Raw genomic sequence first — 13383 nt, 5'->3', positions numbered from 1 at the left:
GACTTCGTGCGCACGCTGCTCAACATCATTTGGCTACTCTTCGGTGGCATCTGGCTTTGGCTGGGATACCTGCTGGCCGGCATCATCGCGTGTGTTTTCATTGTGACGATCCCGGCTGGCCTGGCGTGCTTCCGTATCGCACAGTACGTGCTCTGGCCGTTCGGGCGTAGTGTTGTGCCTCTGCCACATGCGGGCGCGGGGTCGACTCTGATGAACGTCGTCTGGTTCCTGATCGCTGGACTCTGGCTCGCAATGGGGCACGTAGCAACAGCTGTTGCGCAAGCCGTGACGATCGTCGGTATTCCGGTGGCGCTTGCGAATCTGAAGATGATTCCGGTGACGTGCTTCCCGTTCGGAAAGACTGTGGTTTCTGATCCGCGCGCAGTAATCATCTGAGCAGGTGCATCCAAGTGGGGAAAAAGAAAGCGAATGTGAGTTCGCCGTCGGGTCCGACTCGTGCGATTGAAGCATTGAATAAGGCCGGGATTTTCTTCACCTTGCACGAATACGAGCATTCGCCCGAAGCTCGCACGTATGGTGGTGAAACGGTTGAGAAGCTCGGTGTTAATCCGGCGACTGCGTTTAAAACGCTGATGGTTAAACTGAATACCGGCGAGTTCGTTGTCGGGATTATCCCGGTTCTTCGTCATCTGTCGATGAAGCTGATCGCGAAGGCTGCGGGTGCGAAGAACGCTGAGATGGCGGATCCTGCTGTCGCGCAGCGTCGTACGGGATACGTGGTGGGCGGGATTTCTCCGCTGGGACAGACGACTTCGCACCGTTTATTTGTTGATGAGTCCTGTTTGGACCATGACACGATGATCGTGTCAGGTGGTAGGCGCGGCTATTCGGTGGAGTTGAGCCCGCTGGACTTTATCGATGTGTCAGGCGCCGAATGTGTTCCGCTGACTGCGATCGACTAGGTGAATACAGGCCCGGCGTCTGCTGAGCCGTTAGAGATGAAACCCTTGAAGCAGGCTTGCGATAGGAAACTCTCTCTTTTCTGCTGCCCGAGCAAGCTTCAGATCATTCGTGCAGAAAGTGATCTGAGTATTGGGACTTGTCAGGATCGAAGCTGTTGCAAGGTGAATCGTATCGAGGCTCTTGAGCTTGCCGGTGAACTTCTTAGTGCGGGCCTACGGACAGTAGGGTCAGCGCGACTCCGTCTTGGCGATCGGATTCAACAAGGTCGATCAGGGCGACGAGGTGCCAGTCGCCATCGCCATTCGGATCAAGCAGTGTCTGAGTCGCCAACCAATACGTGTGGTCACCGTCCGCCTCGGCGCCAGCAACCTCAAGATCTGCGGGGGAAGGGTGCTCATTCAATTCGCACAATGAGGCCGACCGGGCTTCCTGATCGATCCCGATCCAGTCATACTCTGCCCAGTAGCGCTCCAACACGTGATCCCAACGTTCTTCATCCCACCCGGAATCGGCGTCCTCGCGCGCCAGAGCTTCAACCGCGTCGCGGCTCATCAGTTCTACACGATGGAACATCGCCTTACGTACTGCCGTACGGAATGCATGCTTGTTCGTCGTAAACGCGATCGTTCCGTCCTCGTCAGCGCCGAACGCAACCTCGTTTCCAACCGTCTGTGTAGCAGAATTCGAGGCCTTGCCTTCAGCCAATGCCTCCCACTCGTCCAACAAGGAGGAGTCAACCGCACGAATCAGGCAAGCCAGCCAATCGATGATCGCCTCAACCTCGTCCGTCATCGCATCATCGGGAATAATCTGCTTCATGCCACGATATGCATCCGTCAAATAACGCAACAGCACGCCCTCGGAACGTCCCACGTCGTAACGAGAAATAAGCTCCGTGAATGTCATCGCGTTCTCAACCATCTCACGGACAACTGACTTTGGAGAAATCTCAAGATTCCCGATCCAAGGATTCGCCTTCACATAGGTTGCGAACGCCGACTCCAACAGATGAGCCAACGGCATCGGCCACGTTACCGATTCCAATGCTTCCATACGTTCGTCATACTCCATGCCCTCGGCCTTCATTGCGGCGACGGCCTCACCCTTGGCTACAGAACGCTGGGCAAAGAGCAGTGGACGAGGATCATCGAGAACCGATTCCACAACGGACAGAACATCAAGCGCATATGACGGCGAGTCAGGATCCAAGAGTTCAATCGCAGCAAGTGCAAACGGCGACAGGGGCTGATTCAATGCAAAATCATCGGGCAAATCAGTTGCCGCACGGAGCCTGGGACGATGTTCCTTCAACGCTTGAGCGGTAGAGACGTGCTCGACTACGCCCGCCTGCAACAACGAGGAGTAGATGTCGCCCAAGCGGCGAAGATGTGGGTTCGAGTCCTGGGGACGGTCATCGTTGCCCACGGCCAGCTCCACCAAATGGGCTCCAGGATCACGCCCTGCAACTTCCGCTCCGGCAAGAACATTCAAGACCATCGAGTGGGTCATTGAGAACTGTGAACGCAACTGTTCGGGCTGCTCTTCAGTCAAACGCGTGAACGTCGCCTTTGTCCACGAGATCGTTCCGTCGCCAGGGCCCTTACTCTTCTTCGCATGCTTCTTCTGGGCGCGCTTCAACTCACGCACGTCGCGAGCCGCTTCCTGGGCCGCACTGAGCTTCGCGCGCTCGCGGGCAGCCTCAATCTCATGCTCAGGAGCAAGAACACGCACATAGCCGACGGTGTCGAAGCCAGCGCGACCTGCGCGACCAGCAATTTGATGGAATTCACGTGCTGATAGGTGACGCATCTTGTTGCCATCGAACTTCACCAATGACGTCAACAACACCGTGCGAATGGGCACGTTGATACCAACACCAAGAGTGTCAGTTCCGCACACGATGGGGAGCAAGCCCTGCTGTGTGAGGCGTTCAACCAGTCGGCGATAGCGGGGGAGCATACCGGCATGGTGAATACCAATTCCCTGGGTGAGTAGAGACCGCAGAGTCTGACCGAATCCCTTCGCAAAGCTCACGGTTGCAAGCTCGGCGTTGATCTTCTTCTTTTGGTCATCGCTGATCAACGTGCGCTTATTAAATGATTGCGCAGTTGAAACGGCATCTTTCTGAGAAAAATGCACGATGTAGACCGGCCAGCGGCCCTCGTTGAACAGGCGCTCGACCGTGTCGTCCAAACGATCGACAACATATTCAAATTCAAGAGGAACCGGGCGCTTCGCATTATCAATCAACGCGACCTCGCGTCCGGTGCGTTCCTGCCACGTACGACGGAAGAACGCGGTGTCACCAAGTGTCGCAGACATCGCGACAAACTGAGGTTTCGTGAGCTCCAGCAGGGGAATCTGCCATGCTGATCCTCGCTGCGGATCCCCGTAATAGTGGAACTCATCCATCACGATCATGTCCGCATCCAAGGATGGGCCTTCACGCAGAGACTGATTCGCCAAGATTTCAGCCGTGCAGCAGATAATCGGCGCCAGAGGATTGAGGGACACGTCGCCCGTCACCATGCCAACGTTCTGCGCACCAAAAAGTGCGACCAGATCGAAGAACTTCTCTGAAACAAGAGCCTTCAGAGGTGCTGTGTAATACGAGCGCCCACCATTCGCCATCGACACGAAGTGCGCGGCCAACGCGATCATCGACTTGCCCGACCCAGTTGGGGTTGCAGCAATAATGTGCTTCCCGTCGAGGAGCTCAAGGAACGACTCTTCCTGATGCGGATACAGTGGCCTGCCCGTTGAGGCCGCCCACGAAGTAAACGCTTCGTAGAGCGCATCAGGATCCTTCAACAGGCCATCGTCTTCCAACTGGTCCAGAAGTTCATTCAAGCTCGCTGTCATGGTCCCATTGTCCCAGAAAGACGACTGCCCCCAAACGCTGGTTATTAAATGTTTGGATAGAAGGGACAGGCGATGTGAGCCTGTGAATAACTGCCTGTTTAAGGAAACGCGTTCAACGATGAGCCTCGTACCCCGACCGCCAACTGGAAGTGCACCCAAGTGGTCACGTTGTGGATCGAAAAACGGGGAAAGCAGATCGTGTGCCATGCTTAGCGCGTCCCGTTAGCCGTAACCCACCACAGTGGTGGACAAGAAAGGAGTGCGACGTGGAAGACCTTGCAAATCAGATTCTGGCGGTCGCAGACTGGCTCACGTTACACGTGACAGTCTGGGTTCTCGTTGGCACCGGCCTTTTCCTGACCATCGCTTCTCGTGGTGTGCAACTGAGGCATTTCCCGTCGATGATTCGCGCTGTCACCGGCTCGCGTCAAGGCGCGAAGGGCGGCATCTCGTCCTTCCAGGCGTTCACGATTTCGCTCGCCGCCCGCGTCGGCGTCGGCAACGTGTTCGGCGTGGCAGCAGCTTTGCTGATGGGTGGTCCGGGCGCAATTTTCTGGATGTGGATCGTCGCCCTCGTCGGGATGGCGACCGCATTCTTCGAGGCAACGCTCGCGCAGGTCTTCAAAGTCCGCGTTGCTGACGGCACATTCCGTGGCGGTCCCGCGTACTACATTTCGCTCGGTATGAAGAACAAGGTACTTGCCTCAGTCTTCGCCGTTATCACCGTTGTCACCTGCGCATTCGTCATCACCTCCGTCCAGTCGAACGCCATCGCTGGAACCCTGCTCTCTGCACTTGGTGACGCCGGCTCTGAGCCCGTCATCGCTTCACTCACCCGGGCACAGATCATCATCGGTGCCCTGCTGTTCGTCTTCTCCTCCATGGTCATCTTCGGCGGTATCCGCACCGTCGCCCGCGTGACCGAATGGATGGCCCCGATCATGGCCACGATCTACGTCATCATGGTCGCGGTCATCGTCATCGTGAACATCGGCCAGTTCGGAGCCGTCCTCGGCCAGATCTTCTCCTCCGCATTCGCGCCCCAGCCACTCGTTGGTGGCCTCGGTGGTGGCATTCTCGCCGCCCTGATCAACGGCACGAAGCGAGGCCTCTTCTCGAACGAAGCCGGCCAGGGCACTGCTCCGAACGCCGCTGCAACCGCGACTGTTGCGCACCCCGTGTCCCAGGGGCTCATTCAGTCCCTCGGCGTTTTCATCGATACGGTCATCGTGTGTACCGCCACCGCGTTCGTCATCCTGATCGCAGGCCCGGATGTCTGGGGAGCCGAGGGTATCAGTCCCGCAAACCTGACCTCCGTGGCCGTCGCGAACGAGCTCGGTCAATGGACCATCATGCCGATGGCCGTCCTCATCTTCGTCCTCGCGTACTCGTCGATCATCGCCGCCTACGTCTACTCCGAAACGAACATGACGTTCGTGACCGGCAAGAAGTGGGCAACCTGGACTGTTCGCGTTATCTCCGTCGGGTCCGTTGTCCTCGGTGCGCTGGTCTCGCTGGACCTGGTCTGGAACGCCGTCGATATTGCGATGGCCGTTATGACCGTCACCAACCTGATCGCCCTGCTCTGGCTCTCGAAGTGGGGCCTGGGTGCCCTGCGCGACTACGAAGCTCAGCGCAAGGCCGGCGTCGAGATCCCCGTTTTCGTCGGCACGGACAATCCGCTACTTCCCGGCGATCTGCCGACCGACACTTGGGCCGAGGAAAAAGTCTCCTGATGCCGCGCGATTGGACTTCCCGTCCGCCTTCGAAGTTGTGTGCTGAAACGGCTTCGTATTGACGAAGCCCATCAGAAAGCCATCCTGGCTCAACGCCGGTGCTCCGGGCTCATGCCCGAGGCACCGGCGTTTTACCACACTGTTCACCTTCAGATCGACGAGATCGCCACCGCTTTGTAGGCAATCCCCTCACGTTCAGACAATTGCGTGTTGTGTGGATTCCACCGACTACGTCGGCGGGGCCAACGCGCCACGCAAAACTTGCCCTCGGGGACAACCTGCCTCCGCGGTGGCATATTCTGCTGGCCACACGGTGCCCTGAACATTGCCAGCGTGTGTGCCCTGTTCCGACAAAAAGGCGCTCGCGGTTTAGGCTTTGACTATGAAGATCGTGCGTTTTTCTGACGGTGACTCACCACGTTATGGAGCCCTTGAAGATGGCTCAACCCGAATCGTTGTCCTGAAGGGCGACCCGCTGTTCAATCCGGTTGAGCCCGATGGGCGAATCGTTGAGCTTGATGAAGTTCGCTTGCTTTCTCCGGTCATTCCGCGTTCCAAGGTCGTTGCGATCGGTAAGAACTACGCCGATCATGCGCGCGAAATGGGAGGCGAAGCCCCGGATATGCCGGTCGTCTTCTTGAAGCCGAACACCTCTGTCATCGGCCCCGATGATCCGATCGTTCGCCCGTCCTGGTGCGATGAACTGCATCATGAAGGCGAGCTCGCAGTCATTATTAAGTCCCTGGCAAAGGATGTTCCGGTTGAGGACGTCGACAAGGTCATCCTTGGATACACCATTGCAAACGATGTGACCGCTCGTGATATTCAGCGAGCCGACTCGCAGTGGACTCGTGCAAAGGGCTTCGACACGTCCTGCCCGCTGGGGCCCTGGATCACCGTTGACCCGAACTTGGATATCAACAACCTGCGGATCACGACCACGGTCGATGGCGAAGTTCGCCAAGACGATACGACCGCCAACATGATCCACAATGTTGCGGAACTTCTCTCCTACGTGTCGTCGATCTTCACGCTATTGCCCGGCGATGTCATCATCACCGGAACCCCCAAGGGGGTCAGCGAAATGAAACCCGGTCAAACCGTTGAGGTCACCATCGAAGGCATCGGCACCCTTCGCAACACGGTTCGAGACGCCGAATAGTATCGCCCCTTTTACCTGTTAAACCTGTGGGGAGCAGTTCATTGAACTGCTCCCCACAGGTCTGTTTTTAGGTGGTTGGCCCTGTCAATTGCCAGAAAGTCAGCCGGTTAAAAATCAGCCCAGACGTGCACCCGCGACCAAGGCGAGAACGCGGTCGATCATCTCCGCAATTGTTTCGTGCGAGCATGCCAGGTTGATGCGCGCCCAATCGGCGTAGTCGGCGCCCAGAGTCTTACCGTCATTGACTGCGATTCCGGCTTGCTCGCGCAGAGCGATCGCAGGTGAAGGATTCAGGCCTAAGCCCGCGAATCCCCACCACGACAAGTACGTGCCCTGCGGGCGAACGAAATCAATGGGGGAGTGTGCGATCGCAGCCTCGAGTGCATCGACGTTCAAGCGAATATAGTCGCGGACTTCGTCGAGCCACTCGACACCATTCTCGTAGGCTTCGATCGTGCCAACAGTACCGATCGTCGAAGCGTGGAAATGCAGTTTTTGACCCTGCTCATCCCAGCGTTCACGAAGCGCCTCGTCGGGAAGAATCACTTGAGCGGACGGAAGCCCCGCGATATTCCACCCCTTCGACGCGGCGGTCGCCGTCACCGTGTGCGCGGCAAAACGCGGATCAAGACGAGCGTAGGAGAGGAAAGGAACCTCGTCGAGGACCAGGGGAGAATGGATCTCGTCGCTGAACACGAGGGCGTCATACTGGCTGACCAGCTCGCCGAGCGCGCGAAGTTCAGCTTCGTCAAAAACACGGCCGGTCGGATTCCACGGGTTGCAGAGAATCACGAGGCCCGCTCCAGCCTCAAGACCTGTTTTGATGCCTTCCAGATCGAGCGCCCACCCCTTGTCACCGGCAGTATCGCCGTGAAGGGAGGGAACCTCGATAACGGGGTGGCCAGCCTCGGTGGGCATTGAAAGGAAAGGCATATAAGCCGGCGTTGGAACGATCACCGGAGTACCCGGGCGCATCAACTTGGTCATCGTCAGTTCCAATGCGGGGAGAACGGACGTCACGAGACGAACCTGGTCTGGGCGCAGATCCCAGCCGAAACGACGCTTTTGGAAAGAGGCGGTTGCTTCAGCAAGCTTCGGTGCCAACCACGACGGCTGGTAGCCCAATAGTCCATCATTGATGCAATCCGTCATCGCCTTCGCGACGCTGGGAGCAGTACCGAAATCCATCTCGGCAACCCACGCGCCGATCGTGGGGGAGCCATCCTTGCGGGTTATCCCCGTCCATTTCAACGAGCCCACGCGATGAAGCTCAGCATCAGTAAAGGTACGAATTGGCACGATTGCTCCTTTATCGGGTCGCCGAAGCAGGCATCGATACCCTCTGATGCCTGCCGAGAAAATGACGTATTGGGAACAAGCCTAGCCCCGACGAAAAATACTGCCCGCCGGGGCGAGTAAGATAAAAGCATCATGAGTGAAACGACTGCTTCCGGCGCCGACGTGCGCGTTCGATTCTGCCCCTCACCGACCGGTACACCCCACGTGGGAATGGTCCGAACCTGCCTGTTCAACTGGGCATACGCGCGCCACACCGGCGGTACCTTCGTCTTCCGTATCGAAGACACCGACGCTGCTCGCGATTCCCAGGAATCGTTCGACCAGATCCTCGACTCCCTGGCATGGCTTGGCCTTGACTGGGACGAAGGGGTCAACAAGGGTGGCCCTCACGGCCCGTACCGCCAGTCCGAGCGCATGGACATCTACGCTGATGTCGCAGCAAAGCTCCTCGAAAATGGTTTCGCCTACGAGTCCTACTCCACCCCCGAAGAAATCGAAGAACGCCACCGCGCAAAGGGTGAAGACCCGAAGCTTGGCTACGACGGCTTCGACCGTGACCTCACCGAAGAACAGGTCGCTGCATTCAAGGCTGAAGGCCGCAAGCCGGTTCTGCGCATGCGCATGCCCGACGAAGACATCACGTTCAACGACCTTATCCGCGGTGAAATCACCTTCAAAGCAGGCTCGGTTCCGGACTACGTCATTGTTCGTGCCAATGGCCACCCGCTCTACACGCTGGTGAACCCGGTCGACGATGCACTGATGGAGATCACGCACGTTCTGCGTGGCGAAGACCTGCTGTCCTCCACCCCGCGCCAGATTGTTCTCTATCGCGCACTCGAAGAACTCGGCATCGCCAAGTTCATGCCTCGCTTCGGTCACCTGCCTTACGTCATGGGTGAGGGCAACAAGAAGCTCTCCAAGCGCGACCCCGAATCGAACCTGCTACTCCACAAGGAAGCCGGCATGATTCCCGAGGGCCTGAACAACTACCTCGCCCTCCTCGGCTGGTCGATCGCACCCGACCGTGACATCTTCACGATGGACGAAATGGTTGAAGCGTTCGATATTGCTCAGGTGAATCCGAACCCGGCGCGCTTCGATCAGAAGAAGGCCGTCGCCACCAACGCCGAGCACATTCGTCGCCTCGACACCTGTGATTTCACCCGTCGCCTAGTGCCGTTCCTGGCACGCGAAGGCTACATGAGCGCCGTAATCTACTCCGAGCTCACCGATACCGAGAAGGCAACCCTCGACGCTGCTGCTCCGCTGGCGCAGACCCGCATTCAGACGCTCGGTGAGGCTGGTCCACTGATGCGTTTCCTGTTCGTCGGCGCAAGCGCCCTCGAGTACAACGAAAAGGCTGTTTCCAAGCTCAAGGATTCCGCTCCGGGCGTGCTCGCCGCCGCACGTGAGGTTCTTGCCGGACTCGATGACTTCAGTGCTCAGGCAATCAAGCCCGCGCTCGATGCCAAGCTGGTCGAAGAGATGGGGGTGAAGCCACGCTTCGCATTCGGCCCGCTCTTCGTGGCGATGACCGGCTCGAACGTGTCGCTGCCCGTTGTTGACTCGATGGCAATCCTGGGCAAGGAAGAAACCCTTGCTCGCCTTGATCGCTTCATCGCGACGCTCGCCTGATTTCCTCAACGCTTTCGTGCCAATCGGTTGCTACCGGCTGGCACGAAAGCGTTTGGGGGAGGCCAAGTGTGGCTTTCGGCATCTTCCGCTCTGATTCTCCGCTTTGTTTTCATCGTGAATGTGCGAGGTGCATCGCGGATCGCTGAACGTGAAAGACGTTGTTTCAATGCGCCATCTCCCTGATGAACGGGGAGGGGCAGGAGAATGTGAGTCGAAACATGCCCGCTCGATTTGGCATTAGTGCCACACTCGACTAATCTTTCTTTTCGTCGCAAGAAACCTCAGCGGTGACTGCGATTGCCAATGGGGTATGGTGTAATTGGCAACACAGCTGATTCTGGTTCAGCCATTCTAGGTTCGAGTCCTGGTACCCCAGCCATCGGAACGTATGTTTTCCGATAGGCCCCCATCGTCTAGCGGCCTAGGACGACGCCCTCTCACGGCGTTAACGCCGGTTCAAATCCGGCTGGGGGTACCAAACCGATTTGCTCGGTTTAACTTGAAGTTTTCACCATGAGAATTTCAGCGCCCCCATCGTCTAGCGGCCTAGGACGACGCCCTCTCACGGCGTTAACGCCGGTTCAAATCCGGCTGGGGGTACCATTTGCACTCATGCTTTGTGGCGTGGGTGTTTTTGTTTATCTGCCACCGGGCACTGACAGGATCGCGACTAGGTGATGATCCCGGCCTCGTACCCTGGGCGAGCGTGGAGCGCACTGAGATAAATGTGAGCGGAAAATACTAACTTTCGACGCTCATAATTCGAGTGTGCGCCTATCTTTACGTAGACTGGTTCGGTGCGCACGCACAATCGGACGACGGTCCGAAATGAACGTCAGGAGTATCTGTGTCCCTCATTGACAAGATTCTGCGAGCCGGCGAAGGCCGTACGCTCAAGAAGTTTGATCAGCTTGCCACTCAGGTTGATGCGTTGCAAGAAGACTTCGAAGCGCTCACGGACGAAGAACTCCAGGCAAAAACCGCCGAATTCAAGGCTCGTCTTGAAGAGGGCGAAACCCTCGACGACCTCCTCGTTGAAGCTTTCGCAACAGTCCGCGAAGCATCCTGGCGCATCCTGCGTATGCGTCCCTTCCACGTCCAGGTCATGGGGGGCATCGCACTGCACAAGGGCAACATTGCCGAAATGAAGACCGGTGAAGGCAAGACCCTCGTCGCCACGATGCCCGCATACTTGCGTGCACTCACCGGCAAGGGCGTCCACGTCGTTACGGTCAACGACTACCTGGCAAAATACCAGTCGGACATCATGGCTCGAGTCTACAATTTCCTCGGCCTGACCACCGGCTGTGTACTGGTCGGACAGAAGCCTGCAGAACGCCGTAAGCAGTACGAAGCTGACATCACCTACGGAACCAACAACGAGTTTGGCTTCGATTACCTGCGCGACAACATGGCATCCACCCTCGATGACATGGTTCAACGTGGCCACAACTACGTCATCGTCGACGAAGTTGACTCGATCCTCATTGATGAGGCCCGTACGCCACTCATCATTTCGGGTCCGGCCTCGGGCGACGTCAACCACTGGTACGTGGAATTCGCTCGCATTGCACGCATGCTTGAGCGCGACGTCGACTACGAAGTTGATGAAAAGAAGAAGACCATTGGTGTTCTCGAAGCAGGTATTGACCACGTCGAAGACCAGCTCGGCGTCGAAAACCTGTACGAGGCAGCAAATACTCCACTGATCGGCTTCCTGAACAACTCGATCCGCGCCAAGGAACTCTTCCACAAAGACAAGGACTACATTGTCACCGACGGTGAAGTTCTGATCGTCGACGAGCACACCGGCCGTGTCCTTCCGGGGCGTCGCTACAACGACGGTATGCACCAGGCGATCGAAGCCAAGGAAGGCGTCGAAATCCAGGCTGAAAACCAGACCCTGGCAACGATCACCTTGCAGAACTACTTCCGCCTCTACCCGGAGGGCTCCCGCGCTGGTATGACCGGTACGGCAGAAACCGAAGCAGCGGAATTCGCCTCCACCTATAAGATCGGCGTTATCCCGATCCCGACAAACAAGCCGATGATCCGCAAGGATCAGCCGGACTTCGTTTTCCCATCTGAAGCCGGCAAGCTCAAGGCAATCATTGAAGATATCGCTGAGCGCCACGAAAAGGGACAGCCGGTTTTGGTGGGTACCGCTTCGGTTGAAAAGTCCGAACTGCTGTCCCAGTTGCTCAAGCAACGACACATTCCGCACCAGGTCCTGAACGCAAAGCAGCACGCGCGCGAAGCTGCCGTTGTCGCAATGGCCGGTCGCAAGGGTGCGGTCACGGTGGCAACCAACATGGCTGGTCGAGGCACCGACATTATGCTCGGTGGTAACTCCGAGTTCATCGCTCAGGCAAACCTCGCGGCCAAGGGACTTGACCCGAAGGAAAATGCTGACGAATACCGTGCGGCGTGGCCGATCGCCCTTGAAGAAGCAGATGCGGCCGTCCAGGCAGAACGCGAAGAGGTCCGTGAGCTTGGTGGCCTGTATGTTTTGGGTTCAGAACGCCACGAATCGCGTCGCATCGACAATCAGCTGCGCGGTCGTTCCGGACGTCAGGGTGACCCCGGCGAATCGCGCTTCTACCTGTCCATGGAAGACGACCTGATGCGCCTGTTCAACTCGGGTATGGCGCAACGCATCATGGCCTCGGGCGCATACCCCGAAGACCTACCACTGGAAAACAAGCTTGTTTCACGTTCGATCGCATCGGCGCAGCACCAGGTTGAAGCGCGCAACTTCGAAATTCGAAAGAACGTTCTGAAGTACGACGACGTGATGACCAATCAGCGTGAACTGATCTACGATGAGCGCCGTCGTGTCCTCGAAGGCGAAGACCTCGAGCCCCAGATGAAGAACTTCATGCGTTCACTGGTCACTGGAATTATCGATGAAAAGACCGGTGGTATCAGCCCCGCCGAATGGGACCTTGACGTTCTCTGGGATACGTTGCGTGGCTACTACCCACCGTCAGTGACCTATCAGGAAGTCGAAGAAGAACACGGTGGGGCAGGTTCACTGGTTCGTGAAGACTTGGTCGAAGAAATCTACGGTGACATTACCGCTGTCTACGAGGATGCGGAAGAAGCTCTGAAGGCCAATCCGCTTGCTCGCGGTCAGCTCGGTGAAGAACCGATGCGTGACCTTGAACGTCGTGTTGTTGTCGCGACCGTTGACCGTCTCTGGCGTGAGCACCTCTACGAAATGGACTACCTCAAGGAAGGTATTGGCCTGCGTGCCATGGGTCAGCGCGACCCGCTCGTCGAATACAAAGACGAGGGCGCTCAGATGTTCCAATCCATGATGGAGCGCATCAAGGAAGAATCGGTCCAGCAGGTCTTCTCTGTTTCCCACCAGTTCGAGCGTGCTTTTGAACAGGCAAAGGAACAAGGCCTCTTTAAAGATGATGAATCTGCGAAGGAATCGGCAGAAGAACCGGCCGCCCAGGCCGAGTCTGCTGATGCGCCTGCTCCGGCCAGCCCCGTTGCCGCTGCTAAGGCGCAGGTTGTCATCGGCGAAGCTCAGCGCCTCAACCTGGCGAAGCTCAGCTACTCATCGTCCGATGGGACGGCAACGCAGGGCAGGGCAACCTCGTCTGGCGCGTCGTCGAATCGTGCTCAGCGTCGCGCGTCGGCAAAGAAAGCGCGTCATCGAAAATAAGCGCTGGCTCTCGCCTTGGTGATTATCTAAGAAGGCGACGATAAAAAACGAAAACTTCTCCCCAGAAGAACATCGTCATTGATGTT

8 protein-coding genes and 3 tRNA genes are annotated in these 13383 nt (G+C 57.4%); 9 read left to right on the top strand and 2 right to left on the bottom strand.

Annotated elements, in window-relative coordinates; genetic code table 11:
- Positions 1–6: 6 nt before the first annotated feature.
- Together HMPREF9241_RS08020 and ybaK are read left to right on the top strand one after the other, a co-directional pair.
- Positions 7–396, top strand: a complete 390-nt coding sequence (locus HMPREF9241_RS08020) for a YccF domain-containing protein (RefSeq protein WP_006681787.1) — start codon at positions 7–9, stop codon at positions 394–396.
- A 14-nt stretch (positions 397–410) separates the two neighbouring features.
- Positions 411–923, top strand: coding sequence for a Cys-tRNA(Pro) deacylase (ybaK, locus tag HMPREF9241_RS08015; RefSeq protein WP_006681786.1), 513 nt, complete (start codon positions 411–413; stop codon positions 921–923).
- Positions 924–1125: 202 nt separating this feature from the next.
- On the opposite strand, the gene HMPREF9241_RS08010 is transcribed toward ybaK, so the two are convergent.
- Complete coding sequence (locus HMPREF9241_RS08010; RefSeq protein ID WP_040318690.1) at positions 1126–3786, bottom strand: DEAD/DEAH box helicase; 2661 nt, start codon at positions 3784–3786, stop codon at positions 1126–1128.
- A gap of 266 nt (positions 3787–4052) precedes the next feature.
- On the opposite strand from HMPREF9241_RS08010, the gene HMPREF9241_RS08005 reads away from it, so the two are divergent.
- Both HMPREF9241_RS08005 and HMPREF9241_RS08000 read left to right on the top strand, forming a co-directional pair.
- Positions 4053–5522 carry an alanine/glycine:cation symporter family protein gene (locus tag HMPREF9241_RS08005; protein ID WP_006681784.1) on the top strand — a complete coding sequence of 490 codons (1470 nt, stop codon included), beginning with the start codon at positions 4053–4055 and terminating at the stop codon, positions 5520–5522.
- Positions 5523–5904: 382 nt separating this feature from the next.
- Complete coding sequence (locus tag HMPREF9241_RS08000; protein ID WP_006681783.1) at positions 5905–6684, top strand: fumarylacetoacetate hydrolase family protein; 780 nt, start codon at positions 5905–5907, stop codon at positions 6682–6684.
- 114 nt (positions 6685–6798) lie between these two features.
- Here HMPREF9241_RS08000 and HMPREF9241_RS07995 read toward each other — a convergent pair whose 3' ends face one another.
- Entirely contained in the window at positions 6799–7983 is a 1185-nt protein-coding gene (locus HMPREF9241_RS07995; RefSeq protein ID WP_006681782.1) for a MalY/PatB family protein, read from the bottom strand.
- A gap of 132 nt (positions 7984–8115) precedes the next feature.
- Here HMPREF9241_RS07995 and gltX point away from each other — a divergent pair, with 132 nt between their 5' ends.
- The 5 genes from gltX (at position 8116) to secA (ending at position 13297) form a co-directional block, all read left to right on the top strand.
- A complete protein-coding gene (gltX, locus tag HMPREF9241_RS07990) occupies positions 8116–9621 on the top strand; it encodes a glutamate--tRNA ligase (RefSeq protein WP_006681781.1) in 1506 nt (501 codons plus the stop codon).
- A gap of 304 nt (positions 9622–9925) precedes the next feature.
- A tRNA-Gln gene (locus tag HMPREF9241_RS07985) sits at positions 9926–10000 on the top strand.
- Between the two features lie 23 nt (positions 10001–10023).
- Positions 10024–10099, top strand: a tRNA-Glu gene (locus tag HMPREF9241_RS07980).
- 49 nt (positions 10100–10148) lie between these two features.
- A tRNA-Glu gene (locus tag HMPREF9241_RS07975) sits at positions 10149–10224 on the top strand.
- A 244-nt stretch (positions 10225–10468) separates the two neighbouring features.
- Positions 10469–13297, top strand: a complete 2829-nt coding sequence (secA, locus tag HMPREF9241_RS07970) for a preprotein translocase subunit SecA (RefSeq protein WP_006681780.1) — start codon at positions 10469–10471, stop codon at positions 13295–13297.
- Positions 13298–13383: the final 86 nt, after the last annotated feature.

It is taken from the genome of Schaalia turicensis ACS-279-V-Col4 (assembly GCF_000296505.1).
Classification (GTDB): domain Bacteria; phylum Actinomycetota; class Actinomycetes; order Actinomycetales; family Actinomycetaceae; genus Pauljensenia; species Pauljensenia turicensis_A.
This window is presented reverse-complemented; position numbering and strand designations above follow the sequence as displayed.